The sequence below is a fragment of the Paraburkholderia sp. MM5496-R1 genome, from assembly GCF_050436205.1.
Taxonomy (GTDB): Bacteria; Pseudomonadota; Gammaproteobacteria; order Burkholderiales; family Burkholderiaceae; genus Paraburkholderia; species Paraburkholderia tuberum.
Map to the genome: position 1 here is coordinate 210744 of NZ_JBNDLT010000001.1, position 22237 is coordinate 232980.

Annotated in this window: 20 protein-coding genes and 4 pseudogenes; 8 read left to right on the top strand and 16 right to left on the bottom strand. The window is 60.0% G+C overall.

Features of this window, described 5'->3' with window-relative positions; translation table 11 throughout:
- Positions 1 to 43 precede the first annotated feature (43 nt).
- The gene (locus OKW38_RS00995) at positions 44 to 1048 is read left to right on the top strand and encodes a universal stress protein (protein ID WP_429359582.1); all 1005 of its coding nucleotides are present in this window, start codon (positions 44 to 46) and stop codon (positions 1046 to 1048) included.
- Complete coding sequence (locus OKW38_RS01000; RefSeq protein WP_429359584.1) at positions 1049 to 2443, top strand: multidrug effflux MFS transporter; 1395 nt, start codon at positions 1049 to 1051, stop codon at positions 2441 to 2443.
- Here the strand turns inward: OKW38_RS01000 and OKW38_RS01005 are convergent.
- Complete coding sequence (locus tag OKW38_RS01005; RefSeq protein WP_429289925.1) at positions 2372 to 3364, bottom strand: AraC family transcriptional regulator; 993 nt, start codon at positions 3362 to 3364, stop codon at positions 2372 to 2374. The genes OKW38_RS01000 and OKW38_RS01005 overlap by 72 nt on opposite strands.
- Before the next feature lie 115 nt (positions 3365 to 3479).
- On the opposite strand from OKW38_RS01005, the gene OKW38_RS01010 reads away from it, so the two are divergent.
- The 3 genes from OKW38_RS01010 to OKW38_RS01020 all read left to right on the top strand — a co-directional run bounded on the left by OKW38_RS01010 (position 3480) and on the right by OKW38_RS01020 (position 6520).
- Positions 3480 to 4535, top strand: a complete 1056-nt coding sequence (locus OKW38_RS01010; protein WP_429359586.1) for a 3-keto-5-aminohexanoate cleavage protein — start codon at positions 3480 to 3482, stop codon at positions 4533 to 4535.
- An 85-nt stretch (positions 4536 to 4620) separates the two neighbouring features.
- Positions 4621 to 5553 (top strand): 3-keto-5-aminohexanoate cleavage protein, encoded by a 933-nt coding sequence (locus OKW38_RS01015; RefSeq protein WP_429359588.1) that lies wholly within the window; start codon positions 4621 to 4623, stop codon positions 5551 to 5553.
- Between the two features lie 121 nt (positions 5554 to 5674).
- Positions 5675 to 6520 carry an SDR family oxidoreductase gene (locus OKW38_RS01020; RefSeq protein WP_429332365.1) on the top strand — a complete coding sequence of 282 codons (846 nt, stop codon included), beginning with the start codon at positions 5675 to 5677 and terminating at the stop codon, positions 6518 to 6520.
- Positions 6521 to 6900: 380 nt separating this feature from the next.
- Here OKW38_RS01020 and OKW38_RS01025 read toward each other — a convergent pair whose 3' ends face one another.
- Positions 6901 to 7155 (bottom strand): DUF4148 domain-containing protein, encoded by a 255-nt coding sequence (locus OKW38_RS01025; RefSeq protein WP_429359590.1) that lies wholly within the window; start codon positions 7153 to 7155, stop codon positions 6901 to 6903.
- Between the two features lie 69 nt (positions 7156 to 7224).
- The gene (locus OKW38_RS01030; RefSeq protein WP_429360716.1) at positions 7225 to 7656 is read right to left on the bottom strand and encodes a hypothetical protein; all 432 of its coding nucleotides are present in this window, start codon (positions 7654 to 7656) and stop codon (positions 7225 to 7227) included.
- On the opposite strand from OKW38_RS01030, the gene OKW38_RS01035 reads away from it, so the two are divergent.
- Entirely contained in the window at positions 7606 to 7944 is a 339-nt protein-coding gene (locus OKW38_RS01035; protein ID WP_429359592.1) for a CcdB family protein, read from the top strand. The genes OKW38_RS01030 and OKW38_RS01035 overlap by 51 nt on opposite strands.
- Before the next feature lie 340 nt (positions 7945 to 8284).
- Here the strand turns inward: OKW38_RS01035 and OKW38_RS01040 are convergent.
- From OKW38_RS01040 to OKW38_RS01060, 5 genes and pseudogenes are all read right to left on the bottom strand, one after another.
- A pseudogene (locus tag OKW38_RS01040) lies at positions 8285 to 8494 on the bottom strand (helix-turn-helix domain-containing protein); the annotation flags it as partial.
- A 501-nt stretch (positions 8495 to 8995) separates the two neighbouring features.
- Positions 8996 to 10552 (bottom strand): IS66 family transposase, encoded by a 1557-nt coding sequence (tnpC, locus tag OKW38_RS01045; protein WP_429359594.1) that lies wholly within the window; start codon positions 10550 to 10552, stop codon positions 8996 to 8998.
- Between the two features lie 30 nt (positions 10553 to 10582).
- Positions 10583 to 10927 carry an IS66 family insertion sequence element accessory protein TnpB gene (gene tnpB, locus OKW38_RS01050; protein WP_429359596.1) on the bottom strand — a complete coding sequence of 115 codons (345 nt, stop codon included), beginning with the start codon at positions 10925 to 10927 and terminating at the stop codon, positions 10583 to 10585.
- Entirely contained in the window at positions 10924 to 11328 is a 405-nt protein-coding gene (tnpA, locus tag OKW38_RS01055) for an IS66-like element accessory protein TnpA (protein ID WP_429360657.1), read from the bottom strand. The genes tnpB and tnpA overlap by 4 nt, the downstream gene beginning before the upstream one ends.
- 76 nt (positions 11329 to 11404) lie before the next feature.
- Positions 11405 to 11599 (bottom strand): annotated as a pseudogene (locus OKW38_RS01060) (ISNCY family transposase); the annotation flags it as partial.
- An 8-nt stretch (positions 11600 to 11607) separates the two neighbouring features.
- Here OKW38_RS01060 and OKW38_RS01065 point away from each other — a divergent pair.
- Positions 11608 to 12079 (top strand): annotated as a pseudogene (locus tag OKW38_RS01065) (IS66 family transposase); the annotation flags it as partial.
- Between the two features lie 374 nt (positions 12080 to 12453).
- Here OKW38_RS01065 and OKW38_RS01070 read toward each other — a convergent pair.
- Genes OKW38_RS01070 through OKW38_RS01095 form a run of 6 tightly spaced genes read right to left on the bottom strand, consistent with a single transcriptional unit; the run spans position 12454 to position 18955 of the window.
- Positions 12454 to 13611 (bottom strand): PLP-dependent aminotransferase family protein, encoded by a 1158-nt coding sequence (locus tag OKW38_RS01070; protein WP_429359598.1) that lies wholly within the window; start codon positions 13609 to 13611, stop codon positions 12454 to 12456.
- 18 nt (positions 13612 to 13629) lie between these two features.
- A complete protein-coding gene (locus OKW38_RS01075) occupies positions 13630 to 15213 on the bottom strand; it encodes a class I tRNA ligase family protein (protein ID WP_429359600.1) in 1584 nt (527 codons plus the stop codon).
- Between the two features lies 1 nt (position 15214).
- A complete protein-coding gene (locus tag OKW38_RS01080; protein ID WP_090811385.1) occupies positions 15215 to 15550 on the bottom strand; it encodes a cupin domain-containing protein in 336 nt (111 codons plus the stop codon).
- Positions 15551 to 15566: 16 nt separating this feature from the next.
- Positions 15567 to 16379 (bottom strand): phytanoyl-CoA dioxygenase family protein, encoded by an 813-nt coding sequence (locus OKW38_RS01085; RefSeq protein ID WP_429359602.1) that lies wholly within the window; start codon positions 16377 to 16379, stop codon positions 15567 to 15569.
- Positions 16380 to 16386: 7 nt separating this feature from the next.
- Complete coding sequence (locus OKW38_RS01090) at positions 16387 to 17628, bottom strand: MFS transporter (protein ID WP_429332358.1); 1242 nt, start codon at positions 17626 to 17628, stop codon at positions 16387 to 16389.
- 4 nt (positions 17629 to 17632) lie between these two features.
- Positions 17633 to 18955 carry a lysine N(6)-hydroxylase/L-ornithine N(5)-oxygenase family protein gene (locus OKW38_RS01095; protein ID WP_429359604.1) on the bottom strand — a complete coding sequence of 441 codons (1323 nt, stop codon included), beginning with the start codon at positions 18953 to 18955 and terminating at the stop codon, positions 17633 to 17635.
- Positions 18956 to 19239: 284 nt separating this feature from the next.
- Between OKW38_RS01095 and OKW38_RS01100 the strand changes: the two are divergent.
- Positions 19240 to 19505 (top strand): annotated as a pseudogene (locus OKW38_RS01100) (transposase); the annotation flags it as partial.
- Positions 19506 to 19710: 205 nt separating this feature from the next.
- Here OKW38_RS01100 and nodU read toward each other — a convergent pair.
- Together nodU and nodS are read right to left on the bottom strand one after the other, a co-directional pair.
- Positions 19711 to 21432, bottom strand: coding sequence for a nodulation protein NodU (gene nodU / locus OKW38_RS01105; protein ID WP_429359606.1), 1722 nt, complete (start codon positions 21430 to 21432; stop codon positions 19711 to 19713).
- Between the two features lie 13 nt (positions 21433 to 21445).
- On the bottom strand, positions 21446 to 22075 hold the full coding sequence (nodS, locus tag OKW38_RS01110) for a nodulation methyltransferase NodS (RefSeq protein WP_429359608.1): 630 nt from the start codon (positions 22073 to 22075) through the stop codon (positions 21446 to 21448).
- Between the last annotated feature and the right edge of the window lie 162 nt (positions 22076 to 22237).

Sequence of the window (22237 nt, forward strand, 5' to 3'; positions counted from 1 at the left end):
GATTTTTCCTATCATGGCGGCTCGATGACCAACGAAAGACTACATGCTGCATCATCTCGGCGTATCCATTGATTCGAGCGATCACTGCTCGGAGGCGGCCATACAGGCGCTACAGTTTGCGAGCGCAAATAGCGCGCGGATCAGCCTTTGGTACGCGCAAGGCGTGCCGGATGGTCCGCTGGATCAGCTACGTCGCGAGCACAGGGCGAGCGAAGCTCTGGCCCGGGTGGAAGCCGCCGCGCATGCAATGGGTATACCGACCCGGGCCGGGGCGCTCTTCGCCGCGCAGCCTGCACACGAGCTCCTGAATGCAGCGCAAATCGCCGGATGCGACGCTATTGTTATCGTTAGTGAACCCAAGCAGCTTGCTGAAAACGGGCCAGCGACGATCGATATGCTCTCGCACGCATCCGTTCCGGTTTTGACGTTCGGGAGCGGCTGCCTGCCGCCTCGCATTGCCGCCCTTGAACTGCTACATACCGAATACCAGCGACTTATCACCTTATTATTCAAATGGCTCTTCCTTTTGAGCAGCCCAGATCCGCTGCGACAGCGAACGCTGGACCCATATCGGGCGGGCATGCAGGCGGTTGTCGACCACGTGCGCGACACCGTGCATCCACTGCGATGCTGTAAGGAGGCCTGGTTTTTCGGCCCGCTTCGGCAACGCATTGACGACGTGCGCGCTGAAATAGATGAACTCCTGCTTCTTGGACAGCGCGAAGACAAACTGCTTGACGATCTTGAGTCGAAGATCGCGCAGCCGCTGGACAGCGAGTCCGCGGTGGCCGCCCTCGCGGTAGCGCTTGAGCAATACGCGCGGCAAATATGGGCCGCCCGGGGACGGGAACTAGGAGTCATACTGCCGGCGGCACGGCGCCATCTGTCGGCGTCGGACTGGGACAGGCTTCATTCCGGATTCGTCAAGACATGCGGTGGCAGCGCAAGAACGACAGGACGGTTTAAAAGTTTGAGCGTTGCCTTCTGCGCGGCCGCGCAAGACGGTACGAGCCGAGGGTTTGCGGCGAACCTCGATCTGGGCGGTTGAATGTCGACTCGAAACCAGACAGCGGAGATAGCAGAGCAGGAGCCTGGCACCGGGACGATCGTCGTACTCGTCGCGGGACTGTCCATGCTCGGTCAGTTTGCGATCGCCACGTATTTGCCCGCGTTTTCTGCCATGGCGCAGGCGCTACATGCCAGTCCGACGCAAATCCAGCAGTCGTTGTCAGCCTACCTGCTGCCATTCGCAATGATGATTCCCTGGCACGGCGCAATCTCCGACGCAACGGGCCGTCGCCGGATGATTCTGCTCGGCAACGCGCTGTTCACGGTCGGGTCGCTGATGTGCGCGGCCGCCCCAGGCATTTCGCTGCTTTATGCCGGACGGGCGCTGCAAGGCATGAGCGCCGGGGCCGGTGTAATTATCGGCCGGGCAATGGTGCGTGACGTCTTTCATGGGACCGACGCACAGAAAATCATGGCGCTGGTCGCGATGATCTTCGCGCTTGCGCCCGCGCTCGCGCCCGTCTGTGGCGGCTGGTTGCTGCTCTGGACCGGGTGGCGCGGCATCTTCATCTTCCTCGCGATACTGTCGGCATCGCTGCTGGTGATCAGCTGGTTTCTCGTGCCCGAGACCCTGCCGCCGTCCCGCCGCCACCCCTTGCATCCGGTTGCACTCGGGGGGGCCTACGCAACCCTGTTCGCGAACCCACGCTTCGTTGCGCTCGCATTCGCCAACGCGGCGGTCAATCTTGGCATCTACCTCTATGTGCTGGCTGCGCCAACCTTCGTGGTGAAGCATCTTGGCCTCGGCGCGCAGTCCTTCGGCTATCTTTTTGTGCCTATCGTGGTGGGCCTGATCGCCGGCGCGGCCATCGCACACCGTATCGCCGGGCAGGGCAGTCCGGTGCGTAGCGTGATGCTTGGCCATATGGTGATGATCGCCGCCGGCGTCATCAACATCGGCGTCAACGCGGTGCACGCATCGCCATTGCCGTGGAGTCTGGTGGCGCTGCCCATCTTTGCGGCCGGCATGATGATCACCCAGCCCAGTCTGCAAGTGATGGCTCTTGACTGTTTCCCGGAGCGGCGCGGGCTGGCGTCCAGCTGTTATGTCACCGTCCAGCAATTCGGAAACTTCCTGTCCTCCGCATTGCTCGTGCCGATACTGCTCGGCAGCACACTCTACATGGCTTTGGGCATGGCGATCTTGCAATGCCTGGGTTTGCTGATGTTCTGCATCGCAAGGCGTGAAGGGGGGATTGAGCGATCGCCAGTCAATGCAGCGGATTGTGGATCTGTCAACGATATGGCGTCGCCGGCGGCGACGGCCGCCGACTCCATTCCGCGAATTTCCGGGACAGGCCGGTCATTCGCGGCGCCACTTCGAGACACTGCAACCGAAGCGACCCGAGAACCATCTCGAAAAAGCGCTCAATGAAGCGAAGCCCAGCAGCGTCGCCACATCTGACAGCGGCCGTTCGCGGTTCTCAACGTATCGGGTCGCCAGATCGACCCGAACCGCATCGACGATGGTCGAGTAGCTGTGACCGTGATAGACCAGATGACGGTACATGGTCTTGCGGTCCACGCCAAGCTCCTGCGCCACACGTTCGGCTACGCACGCTCCTGTGGGCAGCAGCGCGAACACCAGCTTTCTGACTTTCTCGGGCATCGTCGCGTCCGACTGGGCCATTTTCGCATCGAGGAACTCCCGCGCATGAGGAGCCAAGGCCGGGTCATACGACATGATCGCTGCATCGAGATCCGCTTCGGCCAATACGAGGCCGTCGAAGTCCTGGTTGAACAGAACCGACGTACCGACAAACAAGCGCCGGTGGGTGGCCAGGCTGGCCGGCGCGCTGTGCGTAAAACAGATGCCGCGAGGCTTCCAGCCCGCTCCAAGGAGCTGCTTCAGTATCCGGTACATCACGCAAACGCCGAGCTCGACGGATTGCCGCAGCGATCCTCGCGCATCTATCAGTTCTTGACTGAAAATCGCCACGCCGTCCGCTTCCTCGATGCGCAAGACCAGCGATTCGTTGTGCAAGCCGAAATAGCGCACCAGCGAATTCAAGGCCTTGCGCAGCGTTGGTTCCTCGCGCAGGGCAATAGCCAGCGGTCCAAGGTTCTCCAGTTGACGGGTCTCGGCCATGCGTAGTCCGAAGTCCTCGACGCCCGCAACCTGGGCGGACTCTTCGAGCAGGCGCCTGACGGATTTCGCCGCGATCTTGATGTCCGGATCCAGTAACGCCGATTTGCTGATGCCGACCTTGCGCAACTGCCGATAGGGATCCAGACCGGAAGCGCGTGCAACCTCGACATAGTTCGTCAGGGTTGAGCTTCTCAGCAGGTTCAGCATAGGGGGTCTCCACGTATGCCCCAAAATGTAAAATCGATGCCCCGGAATGTCAAGTTGGCGCTCTCTCCTTCGCGGATACTTTGTCCCATCCGCCGTACCCATCGAGGAGACACAAATGCAATTTCTAGACGATTCCCTGCACCCGGAAAACATGGACAAAGTGGTCATTACGGTGGCCCCGTATGGACCCGAGTGGATGCCGGAAGACTTCCCGGAAGACATTCCGGTGACCATGCAAGAACAGATCGACAAGGCCGTGGAATGCTACGAAGCCGGCGCCACCGTGCTGCACCTGCACGTACGTGAACCCGACGGCAAGGGCTCCAAGCGCCTGTCCATGTTCAATGAACTGATCGCCGGCGTGCGCAAGGCGGTGCCCGACATGATCATCCAGGTCGGAGGCTCCATTTCATTCGCGCCGGAAGACGAGGGCCAGGCCGCCAAGTGGCTGTCGGACGATACCCGTCACGCGTTGGCCGATCTTGACCCGAAGCCGGACCAGGTGACCGTGGCGATCAATACCATCCAGATGAACATCATGGAATTGATCTACCCGGAATACTATAAAGGCACCTCGCTCGACAAGCCGGCTGTGATCGAGGCCTACAGTGAAATGATTGTTCCCGCCGGCCCGGCATGGGTGGAAGAGCACCTGCGCCGCCTGCAGAAAGCCGGCATCCAGCCGCATTTCCAACTGGTCGGCATGCATGCGCTTGAATCGCTGGACCGTCTGGTGCGTCGCGGTGTCTACACGGGTCCGCTGAACCTGACCTGCATCGGCATCGGCGGCGGTCATCATGGCCCGCATCCGTACAATCTGTTCGACTTCATCCAGCGTGCACCGGACGGCTGCACGATTACCGCCGAATCGCTGTTCAAGAACGTGCTTCCGTGGAACACGATGGCGCTGGCCATGGGCCTGCACGCCCGCTGCGGCATCGAGGACACCCTGATCGACCAGCACGGCAAGCGCATGACCTCGGTGCAGCAGGTTCGGCAAACCGTGCGCATCGCCCAGGAACTGGGCCGCGAGATCGCCAACGGCAAGGAAGCAAAGAGAATCTACCGCATCGGCACCTGGTACAAAGCGGCCGACGAAACCCTGGCCGCCAACGGCATGACGCCGAACCGCAAACCGGGTGAGAAAAACGTTCCGCTGCGCGCTGCGTGACGTCAGACGTGCGAGTTCATCCCGACGGTGCCGGCGTGGTGCGCCGGCACCTGCGGCTCCGTCTTCACGCTAATAGAAGGCGGACATGACACTCCAGAACAAAGTCATCATCACCTGCGCCGTGACGGGCGCGATCCATACTCCTTCAATGTCGCCTTACCTGCCGGTGACGCCCGAGGAGATCACCGACGCGGCGGTCGAGGCCTGCGAGGCAGGCGCAGCCATCGTCCATCTGCATGCGCGCGATCCACAGACGGGCAAACCTGATCAGCGTCCGGAGGCCTTCACGCCCTTCCTGAAATCGATCAAGCAGCGAAGTCCCGCCATCCTCAACCTGACTACAGGCGGCTCGCCCTACATGGCGGTGCAGGAGCGCATGCAGCCGGCCAAACTGTTCAAGCCCGAAATCGCCTCGATGAATATGGGCACCATGAATTTCGGACTTTTTCCCATGCTTAACCGCTTCAACGAGTTCAAGCACGAGTGGGAGCGTCCTTACCTGGAAGGCAGCAAGGAGCTGATCTTCCCCAACACCTACGGTGACCTGGAAACCGTGTTCAAGGAACTGGGCCCGAACAACACGCGCTATGAGTTCGAGTGCTACGACACGGCGCATCTGTACAACGTTGCACATTTCGCCGAGCGCGGCCTGATCAAAGCGCCTTTCTTCATCCAGACAGTGTTCGGCATCCTCGGCGGCATCGGTGCACACCCGGACGACGTGATGCATATGAAGCGCACCGCCGACCGCCTGTTCGGCGGGGAATATCACTGGTCGGTGCTCGGTGCCGGCGCGAGCCAGATGAAAATCGCGGCGATGGCGGCTTCCATGGGTGGCCATGTGCGCGTGGGGCTGGAAGACAGTCTATGGCTGGGTAAAGGCAAGCTTGCCAAAAGCAATGCCGAGCAGGTGAGGAAGGTGCGCCAGATTCTCGAAGGACTGGGCCTGGAGGTCGCCACGCCCGATGAAGCGCGCGAAATTTTGCAGCTCAAGGGCGCGGACCAGCTCGCGCTTTGATGGATCTGAGGACAATGCACCCACCTCAGTACACAAGCTGCATGGAAGGTACACGTGACGCGGTCCACGTCCGCCACTTCGTCGCAGCGCAATCAATCATGGGACTGATCGGGAAGAGTCAATGAACAAATATGTACTGGTCACCGGAACATCCACAGGCATCGGCTACGACGCCGCGCGCGAACTGATCGCCAACGGCTGTCACGTCTTTGGCAGCGTACGCAGCGTCGAGGATGGCGAACGGGTAGGTCATGCGCTGGGCGACGGCTTTAGTCCGCTCGTCTTTGACGTGACCGACGAAGACGCCATCGCTGCGGCCGTCGCAACGGTCGAAGCTATGGTTGGCTCACACGGTTTGACGGGTCTGGTCAACAACGCGGGGATCGCGCCTGTCGGACCGTTGATGCACATGCCGGTCAGCGATTTCAAGCGTCTCCTCGATATCAACGTTACAGGTGTCTTGCGCGTCACCCAGGCGTTTCTGCCGTTGCTCGGTGCCAAACGGGGATCCGCCCATCCGCCGGGGCGCATCGTGAACGTCAGTTCGAATGCCGGCTGCGTCGCCACACCCATGGCTGTGGCCTATTCCACATCGAAGTTTGCGGTGGAAGCGATGACTGATGGCTTGCGTCGAGAGCTGTCAATTTACGGAATTCATGTGGCGGCGATCGAACCCGGTCCGATTCGCACCCCCATCTGGGATAAGGCCCGTCGGTCCGACCTGTATTCACGCTACGCCGCCACCGATTTTTCTGCGGCGATGGAGGCGATGGAAAAAGTCGGGAACGTGGCGGCGATCCGTGGGCAGCCGGTGGAGACGGTCAGCGCGGTCATTCGCGACGCATTGCTCAAACCGAGGCCGAAGGCGCGTTATCCGCTCAATCCGATGTGGCATATCAGCAAGTTCCTGCCCACCCGTCTGTTGGACAAGGCATTGTGCCGGAGATTTAACCTGCGGACTGGTTAGACTCTGCCGCATTAACGCCTGATGGAAGACATTTGGGCCACTAAGCGTTTTGCGGCGCGACAGGACATCTAGCGGGAATCCGCGCGAAATGAGCGGCCAGGACCGGGGCGCCCCCGTCTTGGAAAGCAGGCAGAAACCGAGCGGCTGCGCCGAGAATACTCAACGGTGCGACCACTCGCGCGCGCTGGCGCCCCGTCCGGAGATCCGTGCGACTTCAAGCCTCGATTCGGGCGGCCCTCTCGCGATACGGGAGCCGGAATTGAAAAGCGAAAAGGACCCGCGGCAACTGAACTGGCGAGCCGCAGCGCCCTGAAACGAAGTCGCACGTACACCCTCGAGAGGCCGGGAAGCCAGCCTTCACCGACTATCCGACGAGTCGGCTACTGCTGAATCGGCGCTGTCTCGGCGCGTCGTTGCGCGACGAGGCGCCCAGCAGATAGAGCATTGTCGGGGTAGTAGTACCATTCTTGCGGATTGAAACCGGCGGCAAACCACTCGTTAAGTTCGGCGATTACCTGAGCGCGTGCTTTGGGGGCCGATGGATCATACGATTGCATTGAGGGTTGCCCATACGCCGAGGCCACAGACGACGCACCGAGCAGCGCAATCAGCGCCGGGCGAGAGTAGGTGTTCATGACATGAGCCTCGAAAAGGGGGAGACCGTTTTATTTTAGGCGGTCCCTGCCGAAACGCACCCCCAATTGTCAGCCAGAAACCTCTGACTTATGCGTCAACGGCGACTTGAGGTACGTGCCCGCGACCCATCGGGCCAAGCGATTGCCTGCTTCAACCACGTGCAGGGTCTGTGCGCTCGCAAGCTGTCCGTCCAGGACGCGCAACACCGCCGCGGTCGCGCCATGCGGGCCGAGATGGAAGCCCCCGTCTGCAATCGCGTGGCGAATCGCAATTTCGAGGTGCGCTTCCGCATCCCGGTAAAAGACCTCACTAGCGCATCCGTAGCCCAGCTTCCCCAAGCAATAGGACAGGTAGACGGCGCGCGTCAGTTCGTCCATCGACGTCAGCGTCCCGCCCGTGCCGCGGCATGTAGCTAGCGCCAGATGGTAGCCGAGCGAGATCGAGCAAACATGCTTCGCCGACAACGGCAGAAGCATTGTCTTCGGGAGGTGCGTCGGCATTCGCGGACTGCCGGAACGGCGGGAACGGGGCATCGGGAGGTGAGCGTCCTAACAGGATGCGGAAATACCCGCGTCGTCGTACCGCTAATTCAGGCTGATGCTTTTCCGCCCGGGAAGCTCCCGGCGGACTTCACGCCATCATTCGATATCGGCGGCATCCGGTGCATCCTGCATCCGGCGTTTGTCGCGGCCGTGCCCTTAAGCGAACTGGGGCCGAAGACCGGTTCGCTTGTCGAACACCGTGACCGGATCACGGCCGCGCTGGATCGCCTCCTGGGCGCTTACTGATTATTCTGGACGGTAGACACGCCGGGGCAGGACGTTCCCGCTATCTCAGGCGGGCATAGCAGAGTCGCCGAGCTGCGCCGTCTAGCTTGTCGAGAAGTGTGGCAGCGTGCGACCACGGTATTTATGCAACGGGCTGTTGCACAAATTCCCAAAGGCGAAAGGCTTGCGCGCGCATGTACGCATGTATTTGAGGCCGCCGGGCGAGAACCCGCGCATGTTGGGAAACACTGCCTCGAGATCGCGCGCGAGCCGCTCGACGGCACTGGCACCCTCAGCCTGGTTCCTTCTGCAGGTCGAGGATGTACCGTCTGATCTCCCTGTACAGTGTGACCAGCTCACCGTTTGCGCTGGCCATGGCGCGCCGCCCTGACACGAGTCCTTGCGGCCCGTGTTCACGCAGCCGGCCGACAAGACTACCGATTTGCCGCGTCGTCAGCCCAAGTCGCTCCGCAGCCCGCCACGGTGTGAGCACGCCATCGGCAACATCCTGAATCACTTTGTACCTGTCCAGTTCGCGCATCGTCATCGTGATCCGTTCGGTCGCAGCCATCGCAGCCTCCAGCGCCGAGGTACCGGCCGCTGGTCAGCTTACGCGCCACGGAAGCGGACATTTGAACTTGGCCAGAATCGGACATTACTAAAAAGCCGTCACATCAATCACAAAATTTGTCGAGGCCAGATTGAAATGTCGGGGTTCCAGCAAGATACAGATGTCGGGGTTGAGGGTCGGTTTTGGGTGGTGGGTTAGGGTCGTTTTGCAGTCCTTTTATCTCTCTCTGGAGGGGTTTTTAGCACCGAGCCTCCCGGGTTCTGGTGTGTCCCCATGACTGTCGCATTCCAGTCCTCGAGCGTCACTTCGCGCGGCTTCCTCGTGCCAGGCAGCCGCGCCTTCGTACGCACCGGTTCACTGCGGTTCGTGCGTGACGGTGAGCCGGATATCCGGCGGTTGTCGCGCTGCGCCTGCAGTGCCTGGGCTACCTTCAGCGCAGTAAGCACCTCGCGACGGCCGTCCGCAACGCGGCGCCCGCGTGAGGCATGATCGGGAATCGGGTTACGTGTCAGCAGACGCCGATGGGCCAGACTGCCGAGGCAGCTTCGTGGCCACGTTCCAGGGCAACAGTTCGTCGATGCGGTTAATGGGGTGGTCAGCGATATGGGTCAGGACGTATTCGAGGTAGGCGCGCGGGTTGATCCCGTTGAGCTTGCATGTGCCGATCAGACCGTACATCGCGGCTGCCCGCTCGCCTCCGCTGTCGGAGCCGGCGAACAGGAAGTTCTTGCGGCCCAGACTCACACAGCGCAGCGCGTTTTCGGCCAGGGCGTTGCTGATCTCAGCACGACCCTCTTCGCAGTACAGCGCGAGCGCGTCCCACTGGTTGAGCGAGTAACGGATCGCTTTGGCCAGTTCGGATTTCTTCGACAGCGTTGCGAGCTTGTCCGTCATCCACGTCTTGATGGTCGCGAGCAGCGGCACGCTTTTCTCCTGCCGCACGCACAGCCGTTCGGCGGTTGGTTTGCCACGGATGTCCGCCTCGATGCCGTAAAGTCCACCGATCAGTTCGAGCACCTCTCGGGTCGCCTCGGTAGGCGTTCGGGCATGCACGTCGTAGAGGTACCGTCTCGCGTGGTCCCAGCATGCAGCTTCACGGATCTTGCCGCTCTCGTACAGTTCGTTGAAGCCACTGTAGGCGTCGGCCTGCAGGATGCCCTCGAATCCAGCAAGATGGGTCTGGGGGTGGATGCCTTTGCGGTCCGGCGAGTAAGCAAACCACACCGCGGCCGGTTCGGTCGAGCCCGAACGGGTGTCATCGCGCACATACACCCACAGGCGCCCAGTCTTCGTCTTCTTCTTGCCCGGCTCGAGCACCGGGATAGGCGTGTCATCCGCGTGCAGCTTCGACGGTGCCACCGTGTGGCGGCGAAGCGCCTCGGTCAGCGGCACGCAAAGGGCCTCGCACTGGCCGACCCAGCGTCCCATGCTGGCCGGATCCAGCTTCACGCCGTCGCGCGCGGCAATCTGCGACTGCCGGTACAACGGCGCGTGGTCAGCGTACTTCGAGACGAGGATGTCGGCCAGCAGGCTCGGATGGGCAATGCTGCGCGTGATCGGCAGGCCGGGCATGGACGGCTGCGAGAAGTGGTGGCCGCACGGACAGACCGTCTTGCGCCGGATCGTGCGGATCACCTTGAACATTGCCGCGACGCGGGCGAGCTGCTCGGACACGTCTTCTCCGAGCGGGTGCATGGCGCTGCCGCACTTCGGGCAGGTCGCGTCGGCGTCGAGTACGCGTTCTTCGCGTGGCAGATGCGGCGGCAGCGCTTCTTTCGGCGATGCGTTGCCCACAGGCGTGCTCGCGCTTGATTGGCGGGCGCGCCGCACATCAGAGACGCCGCGCTCGCCCGTCAAGTCCTCGAGCGCGGTTTCGAGCCGCGCGACCTCCCGGTCCAACTGCTCGGACTTGCGCCCGAATTGCATACGCCTAAGCTTGTCGAGCTGCGCCTTGAGCTGCTCGATCTCCAGATCGCGCTCGGCAAGCTGGGCACGAGCCTCGACCAGCAAGGCCCGCAGGGTTGCAACATCGTCAGGAAGTTCGGCGCCGTTCGACATGCGGCGCAGTTTACGAGTCTTCTGCTCGGTTTACAACATCGACAGTGCAGCGGTGCGACGCGGCTGCCGCCAATCGATGCCTTCGAGCAACATCGACAATTGCGCCGCCGTCAGATGGACCTTGCCGCCATCGGCCTGCGGCCAGACGAAGCGACCACGCTCAAGCCGCTTCGCAAGAAGCCAGAGCCCGTCCTCGCTCGCCCACAGAACCTTCACAAGATCGCCGCGCCGTCCCCGGAAGATGAACACGTTGCCACCCAGCGGATTGTCCTCGAGCGCCGTCTGCACCTTTGCCGCCAGCCCCTGGAACCCGCAGCGCATGTCGGTGACGCCTGCCACCAGCCAGACGCGTGTACCCGTGGTTAGAGAGATCACGATCGCATGCTCCCCAGTACGACCCGTAGCGTATCGGCGTCGACGATGCCGTCCACCTTGACTACCAGGTCACCGAACCGGATCTCGATTGTCCCGGCTCGTGTAGTCCGGTTGCCGACGGCCCCTGCATCCGAGGGCATCGTCACGCGCTGCGGCGGCGTTTCATGGACCACCGCCACGGGAATCAGCGACGTCGTTTCCGCCTGCAATTGCTCGCGATAGCGACGCCGCCAGGTGAACAGCATATTTGCATTGATGCCATTGTCCCGCGCCAGCTTCGCGACCGATGCACCGGGCTCGCATGCAGCGGCCGCAAGACGGCGTCGAAATTCGCGATCATAATTCGGGCGCCCCTTGCGGCTACCCGACTTGGCTTCCGACTCTGTCACAGTGATGTCCATCAAATCGAAAATGATGGGCACCACTTTGATGTCGCTTCTCGCCGTCGTCTACGACGGTCGTCGTGAGGTGCTTACTCAGCGCATGACCAAGACGCTTGTGCTCCACCACCGCGCCCTGGTCGATCTCGGCAAGCTTGTCGTACTGGACACAGGGCAACGCGACACCATCGGCGCGGATCTCGAGGCGTCCGTCCGGACACTCCCACACGTCGATATAGCGGTGAATCAGCCTGCGGTTGGCCGGCGTATCGTCAAGCAGCCAGATCACGCGACAGCAGCACGAAGACCGGCCGGCTCTGGGTGTATGTGCGCGATGATCGGCCCAGTGGCTCCGTCGAAGCTCCGGCGGTCTGGTTTGCCTATACACCGGATCGTCGCGGCGAACATCCGCAGCGGCATCTTGCCAACTTCAAGGGCGTGCTACAGGCAGACGCGTTCGCGGGCTATGCGGAGCTGTACGTGGGCGGTCAGATTCAGGAGGCAGCATGCATGGCGCACGCACGTCGAAAGCTGCACGATCTGCACGCTGTCCGGCCATCGTCGATCACCGGCGAAGCACTAAAGCGTATTGGCGCACTCTATCGCATCGAAGAGCACATTCGAGGCAAGCCGCCCGAAGAGCGACGGCGCATCCGCCAGGCACACGCCGTTGCGCTGCTTGATGACATGAAGCGGTGGGTTCGAGGCGACGCTTCTCACACTCTCAGCGAAATCGGACACCACCAAAGCGATCCAGTACTCGTTGAATCGCGATACCGCTGATGCAGAGATAGCGTATCAGCACGACCGCGATCGACACGATCAGCAGTTTTCTCACTTGCTCTCCTGTTTCGATTTTGGTCGGAATCCCATACCGTTTACATCGGGTAGGTCTTGATGTTGATATCGGCTGCAGAGCGATGACGTGCTGATCGTACAGAACGCACAGGAATTGACTGGTTCCGAGACACGCGCGAAGGGGGTGTCTGCCTATATAACGGACGGATCCTGAGCGAAATCAGTGACCTGGTGCCATGCCGAAAAGCGCTCGTCGACTTGTTTGCGGTAGAGGGCGGCACAGTGGATGTCTTCGCTCGGCCTACGCTTGTACATCTCGCACCGACTATCCGTAGTACTTGGCATTCTCTAGCCACGCCGCTTAAAGCGCGTCGATCTCAGAAGGCTCGCATGCGCATCGTCTATCTGAGCCAAGCCGCGCTCTATCAAACGCGGCTGGAGATAACTGAAGCTTAAGCGTACACGGGCTGCACCGCTCGGCCCATGGTGCTTTCCTTCGACGAGTTTCACATTGTGCTTCCGGCGCACCTCGCCGACCAATTCGGCGGAATCGACGCCTTCGGCAAGCGAGACCCAGAACGAAAATCCACCACTCGGAATCTCGTAATCCGGTTCGCAGAATCGGCAGGCCTGTAACAGCCTATGCATTGCGTCGCGCTTGCTCCGGTAGTGCGTCCTTAGGTGTTCGACGTGAGCGTCCAAAGACGACGACTGCAATAAGGCGAGCGCCATATTGCTGACAATGGGACTCACACCTCCATCGCATTTCAGGTGGGCTAGGCGGTCGACAATTTCCGGCTCGGCCAGCACCCAGCCTACGCGAAGCCCGGGGCCTGAGATTTTGGAGAAGCTATGCACATTGATGATGTTACCGCCCGCCTGCAGAATCTCGGGTGACGCGCCATCATAGGGCAACTCGCTATAAACCAGGTCCTGCACCAGCCGCACGCCGTTGCGGGACAGTAGAGCCTCCACCTCGACCATATGCCGGTGTGCAAAGTATCGTCCAGTCGGATTGTGGAACGCCGGAGTGGTGTAGTACAACCTGGCTCGCCCCTTTGCGTGCAGCAATGCTTGTTCGAGCAGATCGAGGTCGACACCCGAGGAATCCGCACCTACTTGAACCACCGTCGCGCCCGCAATAGAGAAAATGCGCAACGCCCCGAGATAGGACGGGTCCTCGGTCAGCACGACGTCTCCTGGGTCGATAAAAGCATCGGCGAGCAGTTGCAGGGCTTGTGAAGCGCCGTTCGTCAGAATGACATTGCCACGCGCCATCCGGTACCTTTGGCCAAGCTGTCCGCGCAGTTCAGGAAGGCCATAGGCGTCGGTGTACTGCGGTAGGTCGGAGATGCTGACGCCCGTCTCGACGGTAAGCGGGTCCGGCCATTGCAGGCGGGCGAACGTCAAAGGATCGGGAAGCCCATAGGCGAAGTTGACTGTGTCCTTGCCTGAGGTGTAGTCGAATACCCCATAACTGAGCGAAGTGCGACTGCGCATCGACATGACTGGCTCCGTCGTTGGTTACGCGGCATCGACGGCGCGCTGGAAGCGCGATTGATATTGGCGGATGAACGAGTCGGCAATCGGCATTCCGAACGGCGGAAATTCGGCCGTTGCTCTGGGAGGCGTAGCCAATGGCGTAGCGTTTGCGCCGAGTGCCGGTGTCCAATTCTCGCCAAAGAACACGTTTCCATAGCGTTCGGCCAGCACTGGCATCACGGGATGGAGCATGCTCAGAAAGACGGATACGTGCACCGGCCGCCACGTTTCCGGGCTCGTGCCGAAGCCCGTCGCGACGAAGTATTCGTCAATCAGATCGAGGGCGTTCCAGAAGCGTACCTGGTCCATCGCGGTGATATAACGTTGGACTATGTCGTCGTGCGCCGGCGTAAGACCGCTTCCATCGACATTCGCCGAGTGCAGTGAATCGCGGCGGAGGGCGCTTTCCCACGCAAGGATGTGCGAAGCCGACCGGATCAGTTCGCCGATCTGGAAATCGTTATTGTTGGTGCCGAACGGCTTGGCAATCCGAGCGAGCGCATAGCGCAACACACTCGGGTCGACCTGCCGGGATACTTCATCTGCCCAGAGTGCATGGTCGCGGCTGGTCGAGAATTTCTCGCCCTCCAATTTATAGAAGTCCTGGATCGAATGATTTGCCGGAAGCGGGTAGCCGCGCGCAAGCAGGCTGCCAGTCACGCCGATGGTGTAGTAGAAGCGGTTATCTTGGCCCATGAAAAACAGGAGGCGTGTATCGGGGTCGCGCATCACGGTATCGTAGTTGACCTCGTCGCGCGCGCACTGCAAGCGGATCCCCGTCTCGAAACACCAAAGCCCTTCGAACCACGTCATCAACGTTTGCCCCGCAATCTTCGCGGGTGCTTCAAGTGTCACACCCCGGTCGAAAATGCGCGACATAGGCAGCGGCCGCAATTCGTCACGCAACCATGCACGCGCTTTACGCTGGATCGTTTGATCCCATTCACTCCTTTTGATCGCATCGTCAAGCATGGCTGCCATGCGAGGGACGTCGAAAACCGCCTGTTCGATAGGGCGAAGCGATAGCGGTTTGCCGCACGACGTGTGGACTGGCGCTCGCAACTTCGAGTGCTGTTGCGCCAAACCGCAGTTTTCGCACAAGTTGCTGTCGGTGGACGCATCGCACGCGGGGCAGAGGCCGACGGCAAGCGAATCGGCCACGAACTCGTCACAGTTTTCGCAGTAGAGTTGATGGCCATCACGCACATCAATGTAGCCTGCAGCTTCCAGCTCGCGAAAGATCTTCAGACTGTTCTGCTTGTGCGTAGCGTCCGTTGTTCTGATGAAGACATCGGGCTCGATGTGCATTGCCCGCAAGCAATCCATTATCTCGTCGATATGCAACTGCGCGACTTCGTCAATCGGACGACCGAGCTTGCGCGCCTTCACTACCGTATAGGTGCCATGCTCGTCCGCACCTGTGACATGGTAGGCGCGGTGACCTCTCATGCGTTGAAAGCGAACGAAAAGATCGGTGAGCAGATAGACCCCGCCAATATGGCCGAGATGCAGCTTGCCGTTCGGGCAGGGCGGTGCGGGGCAAACGAAAAAAGTGCGTGTGGTCACGTTAGTCCCACCATATCGATAGAAATTTCAGGCTCGCTGCCGGATCGGCATTGCGAATCGCGTGCTCCTGATTCGGCTCGATATAGAGCAGCGTTGAATCTGCGACTGGCCGCGCCTGACCATTCACCTCGAAGACTCCCTTGCCTGAAATGAGTACCCACAGTTCATGCTCGGAATGGGAGTGCAGATTGACAGCGCCCGCCGGCACGACCTCAACAATCGACGTGCCGAACGCTGTTGTCAGGCCAGCGGGCAGATGTTCGAGCAGCCGGCAAACAAGAACGCCGTATTCCGGCCGCATCATGGATGGGTCAATCTGCTTTGTGTACACGCACATCCTCCGCTGAATTACATTAGGTGCGATAGAAAATGCCATTTGGCGGCTTCAGATCGTGGATATCCGATTCCTTTCCTTCGGGTGGGTTGTAGGCACGCTTCAGTTTGTTGTATTCCGTACGCGTGGGGCCACCAGTCGAGGCGCGCTGGAACACCAGATAGAGCACGCGGCGCGAACGGTTACTTTTGTTGGGCTGCGAATAGTGCGGCGCGTAGTCGTCGAAGACGAAGATGTCGCCGGCCTTCCAGGGCACGGGTTCCCACTTGAACGTCTCGGCCACTTCCGGATGAATCACGCCGCCGGCGTCCATCGGGAACACACCTTTCTGATGGTTGCCCGGACTGAAGAACAGGCCGCCGTTGTCCGGATCGGAATCGTCGATGCCGATGGCGACCACGGCATGAACCATGCGTTCAGGAATTTTGTGCGGGATGTGATAGATGTCCTGATGCGGACGGTAGCCGCCGCTGTCCGGGTACTTGAAGATGAGCAGTTCCTTGAGCATGCGGGTATCTTCATCGAGAAGCGATTCGACAGCCGTCTGGATGCGCTTGTCGGCCAGCAACAGGTCGCGCAGCTCATTGTTGAAGTCTAAAAAGTTCTCTACCTTTGAAACGATCCTGCGGTCGTCCTCGGTCTTCTCGAACCACATCATCCATTTGTTGTCGCTGATTTCCCAGCGCGAAACATCGTTGACCAGAGCAGAAATTTTTTCGCGGGTGACCGGATCGAAAAAGCCCTCTACTTTTAGATATCCATCTTCGTGCCACTTGGATTTTTGCGTTTCATTCAGCATACGAACCACCTCGTTAAAGAACGGAGTTTTCAAGGAGAAGTCAGGCGGCGAAATGCGCCTTCATTCGCATGACGCCGAGTAGCACGACATTGGCGAGTACGGCGCCTAGCAGGGCGACGAGCATTGCATCGGCGCCGAAAACGTGAATCAGAACGCCACATAGGGAAGGGCATCCGAACAGACCGATGAAATAGGCAAGCGTAAAGATTTGCGAAGTCACCGGCACCGATACGCCGTGGTCTCCGGCGAGGTTCACGGCCATGCCGTTCAGGGTCGAGTAGCTCAGTCCGTAGCCCGTGGCGAACAGCGCGGTAGCGACGATATAAAGCGTCGTGCTGCCGTGGTTCAACAGGAACAGTACGAGCGAGGCGCCGGTCAGCAAAAACAATGCGTGCGCCAGTCGCGCGGGCTTGATGCGTCCCATGGTTCTCGCGAGCGACAAGCGCAGTGCCACGCTGATTATCGTGAACGTCAGGAAGAACAGGTCTGGCCTGAGGTTACGCGAGACGGCATAGGGTGTCTGGTAAGTCGCCAGCCCGGCGAAGACACAGGCTGCCAGTGCGATCATTGCGATCGGCACTGCTGTTCGTGCCCTGAGCAGGGCCAACGTGTCTGTCGCGGTAATGGCCACGCGCGTCATCGGTAAACAGGACCTATCCCTCATCGCCTCGCCGGCGATCTTGACGCAGACTGCCGCCACCGCGCATGCCGCAGCGAACAGAAGGTAGGCCAGCGCGATCGAGCCGGTATGTTGGGCGATCAGGCGGCTCAAAGGCGCCGCCATGCCCAGGCCGGCCATTTGCGTGCCGGAGACGAAGGTCAGGTACTGGATACGCGCGTTGGGGCACAGATGATGGATGATTTGCAGCGGCGCGAGTATGAAGAACACGGACCACCCAGCGCCCAACAGCAAACCGCCTGCATAGACGGCACGAATGTCCATTGGCGCAGCGGCGAAGCAGAGCATGCTGCCTGCCATGACGAGCGAGGCCAGCGCGATGGTCGGCATGACACCGATACGCTGGGCTATGCGCCCAGCCACGCAGCAGCAGATCATGGTCGAGACCATGCCGCTCGAAATCACGGCGCCGGCGACACCGCTCTTCATGCCCAGGGATTGCAGGTACTCGGGCAGGAGAAAACTCGTCCCGTACGAAGCGGCGATCACCAGTGACGCGATCAGAAACGGAATGAACGCCCGTAATTGGAGGGATGCCGGCAAGTGCTCGGCGTGTGAGATCGCACGCTCGCCAGTCGATAGATAAATGGAGGAGCCAGTCATGCGCTTACGCCACTGCCGGTTGACGCGAGGCCTGAGGGGCGTCGCACAGTATCGACCCTGCTTCAGTCTCCTGATCCTCAATGCTGTCGAGCAGTTGCCGGTCCGGAACATCCGGATAGAACGCACGACCTAGCAGGCTGTTGATGATGCGACTGTTCCTGTACGCGACCAGTGAAAGATTGACGCTTTGCAGGCCGTGCTGCACGCGGCTTTGGTTTTGCAGATACACGGGACCGGGCATTGGCGCATCGAAGCGCACGGCGTAATCGGGATCGAGCGTTGGCAGACCGTCTTCACGGCTTGCGCCGTCGAGCAGCTTCTGAACGAATGGCAAATGGCGCGGCTGAAAACCGGTTGCCAGGATGATTCTGTCCGCGCTTATGCCGTTGCGCTGCGACGTGACGAGCGAGGTCAACCCGATATGCCATCGACCGCTGCGGCGGGTGATCTCGTCCATCGTCACCGAAGGCAACAGACGAAAGCAGTCGGCTAGCGTGCCATGGACGCTGCGTTCGTACAACGCTTCATAGAGCCGGTTGCACAGGCTGGCGGAGATGCCGTCGCTGGTGAGCTTTTCGCTTTCGACGATGGCCCGGCGCTGCTGGATCGGCAGCGTGTGAAAGCGTTGGCTATAACTGGGCATGTATGCTTCATTGACAAATGCGTTGTCGTCCATCGCAAACAGATTGGCGCGCGACGTCGCCCAAGTGATCTTGTCGGGACCTGACTCGGTCAGCATGTGCTCGACGACTTCCGCGCCGCTCTGCCCGCCGCCTACCACCAGCACATGTTCGTCTTCGCTGAACGGTTTCCGGTTAAGGTAGTCGTCTACGTGATAGACCGTCTCGCCAACCACCTGCCGCGCACATGCCGGCACCTTGGGTTCGACGCCGACCCCGACCACTACCGCGCGCGCATGATAGGTGCGCGCGGTAGTGGTCACGCAATAGCCCTTATTGCAAGGCCTGATATCGATCACCTCCTCGCCGAATCGAAGCGTGTCCAGGCATTGCGCGACCCATTGGTAATAGTGGGTGAACTCACGTCGCGACGTGCTGTTTCCACCTTTATTCACGAAACTGTACAGGCGTCGATGTACAGCGAGATAGTTGAGAAATGAATATGGGCTTGTGGGATTCACCAGGGTCACACAATCCTTGAGCGGCGACACCTGGAGTTGACTTTGGGGCAGCATGAGCCCCGGATGCCAGGAGAATTTTATGCGCTTCTCAAAGAAGAGCGCTCGCAAACCGGTGGGCTGAATGAGCGCCGCGAGGCTTAGATTGAACGGTCCGATACCAATACCGATGACGTCTAGCATGTCCATAGGAACTTGTTCCGCCGTTAGAGGGGAATTGGCCAACCGAGATAGTGCAGCGCAATTCCCGTGGACTAAGATTGAGGCGGTGGTGCCGGCGTACTGCGTAGCCGATGCCCGCTGCAGGAAAACGAAAGCCATAGATGACGATCGCTTTTCTTCCTAATGGCATTCTGACCAGCACTATGCTTGGTTTGACATTACCTCGGGCCGCCTGAGTGAATCATACGAGGAATTGAGAAGCTGAACACTTTGAACATACGCAAACCTTGCGGTGCGTCAATTGTCCACGCGTGTTGCGGCAGTGGTGCACCAACGTCATGCGCTCGAAGGTCAAGCCGATGAAGGAAGTGGCGCGAATGATTCGCCAGCACTTCGATCGCATCGTCGCCTGGACTCAGACCTGCCAGACCAACGGCTTCATCGAGGTCATCAAGGCTTGTTTCAAGCTGCCAAGCGCAAGGCTCGCGGTGACGCGCGCTTCACGACGATGCGCACCGTCCTCTTTCTCATCGCCGGCAAGCTGGATTTCTCCAGCTTCAACCCGCACGCCCCGTGAGCCCCGTTACCCACTGCATTTTGAAGAAGATGCCAAGTTTCCGAGGATGGCATCGAGGTTCCGCGGGTCGATGAGCAACCTCCGCCCGGGATAAGTGCTTGCGAAAATCGAGCCAAGGGAGGCCGGCTGATCGTCTTCGGACCGTAGCGATAGAGCGAGCTGGCGGGACAATTGACGGCGTCGTACTGACCACTGAGCTGCAACGTCAGCGATCTTCGAACGGCGACGTAGCGAAAAGTGTTTCGTCGACTGACGGCGACAGACCAGTCCTGGTCAGTAACAAACCATCGCACCACACACGTTCGACGCGTCCCCACGCACAGGCTGAAGCAGCGTCCGGGAAGAAACCTCGTCCGTGATAGTTGGCGCTCGTGTTGCAGAGCAACGGAATACCCGTCAGCTTTTCGTATTCGACCAGAAGTTGCGCCACCGGATGCTCGGAAGTTCTTGACATGGTCTGCAATCGGGCAGATCCGTCGAGATGCACGACGGCAGGGATTTTTTCTCGCCATTCCGCGCGCGTCTGATGATCGAACAACATATAGGGATCAGGGCTCCCCGGGCTAAAAATGGTCGGCGCACGATCCTCAAGGCAAATTGGCGCCACGGGACGGAAGTGCTCTCGAAACTTGATGTCGTTGAGATGATCCTTCATTGTGGGCAAAGTCGCGGCGGCCAGAATGCTTCTGCCCCCCAATGCTCGTGGTCCGAGTTCGGCCCGGCCGGCAAGGAAAATGACGGGCTTGCTACTGGCGAGTATGCTGGCGAGTTCCGCAATGGAGCAAGTAGACGCCGTCCATCCGGGCGGTACTTGGCAACCTTTTAAGGCCGGTCCGCTATATACCGACCACTCCAGCGGCACGAAGCCCTTCTCTGCTGCCAGCGCGCAACAAGCGGCGCCAATCGCAGACCCGCTATCGTTGGGAAACGGCGGCACCCAGATTGCGTCGAACAAACCGCTCGCGCGCAGGGCGCTGTTCCATTTGATATTGAGTCCGCATCCGCCAGCGATGCACAAATTTTTCGGGCCCGCAATCGAATGGCGCTGCAGCGCGATACCCATTTCTTGAACGAGAAGACGCTCGAGGAATACATGGAACGAGGCGAGTACGTCTTCGGGCGGCCTGGCTTCCAGTCGCAGCGCGCTTGCTTCGAAGAACTCTCCTACAGCCGCTAGTGACGCGTCCGCGCTGTGGATGTTCTCGCGGTAAGCTTGCGCACACTCCGTGTCGCCAGCAAAGCGTGCCTGATAAAGCTCGCGAAATACCTCAACGATATCTTCGTCAACGGAGCCTAGCGCGATGTAGGCCATCAGCTTGCCGGCCACACCCAGATCCCACCGGGCGCCGCCCGGCTTCTTATAAGGACCAAAGTGATGACCCGCCGCAGCGTAGATGTGACCTATCACGGGGAACAGGCAGTCGACATGGCGGGCGTGGTGGCGTTCTACATGATAGAGGCGCGGGACGATGCCACCATCCCACACCAAACAGAATGCAGGTTGCCCGCTTTGGGCAAAGGGACTGGTGCAGTACGCGGAGGCCACATGGCCTGACACGTGAGGATAGCTTTTATAAGGAAAGGACTGGCCGCCGACAAGCAGTCCGGAGCCGTCGAGCGAAGCGAGAAGATCATCGGCTCGGCGTTCGGCATAAGGGGCCCCTTTCAGGCTGACGGGAATCGACCCACTGAGGACCCGAAACTGCGACTCGACTACTCCGTCCCAGCCGTCGATGACAAACTGGTCGATATCGTGCGCATCGAAACCATGCTCGGCCAATGCGATCGCGATCGCGTCGAGGTCGTCGATCGCCTGATACCGCGGATTGTTGTCTCGCTTTTCCTGCTCCACGCAAAAAACCAGTTTTCCATCCTCGACAAGGGCGATCGCTCCGTCGTGCGTCAGTTTGATCCCACAGATGCGCATAATATCTCCCGGCCTAACGCTGGTAAGTTGGTCCGCACGAAGGCGAAGCCGCGTTTCGAAAACAGGCGAGCAGACAGTCTTCATTCAACGACTGACCGACGCACCTCAAACGATCGATTTCAACCAGCTCTTCTTGCAGGATGGCTATGACCGTCTCGGCTCCGGCAATGTGGCCCCATCGCCGGCAATTGGCGTCATGTGCCGATCCGAAAACCAGCTGTCCACCGGGCGCAAGCATCCGTGCTAAATTGCGGACAGCCGCACGCACCTCGGCGCTGCCGTCGAGGTAATAGAGAACCTCCGCCGCCACGACCAGATCGAACTGTTGCTCAGTCGAAAAATGCTGGACATCGGAGACGATCCAATTGATGTGTGGTGGGTCCATCATCCGTTCGCGTGTCCTGGCAATTGCGTGTGGCACGATATCGATCACGGTGAGCCGTTGGCAGTGCGGTGCCAATTTTTCCGTGAAGGCTCCGCCTGCGCATCCGACTTCGAGCGCATTTGTGACGGATCCCTGCGAAAGTGCCATCCGAAGCATTTGCCTGTGGCGCTCGTGCTCAAAGGGATTGCTGTCGAGCCGCCATGGATCGTCTGCGTCCAATTCCCGACGCAGCAATTCGAAGTTCGTTTGATGTGTCAATTCCGCCTACCTTTATGGTGCGCTGCTGCATGTGTCCGGACCTTGGGCCGGGACTGGTGCTCCGTTGGACACCGGCGTGTTGGTACAAGAACTGCACGGCGGCCAAACGCTATTGTTTAACGTTCTAGAAAAATAGCTCGCGAGCGCTGTTACCTAGTTTCA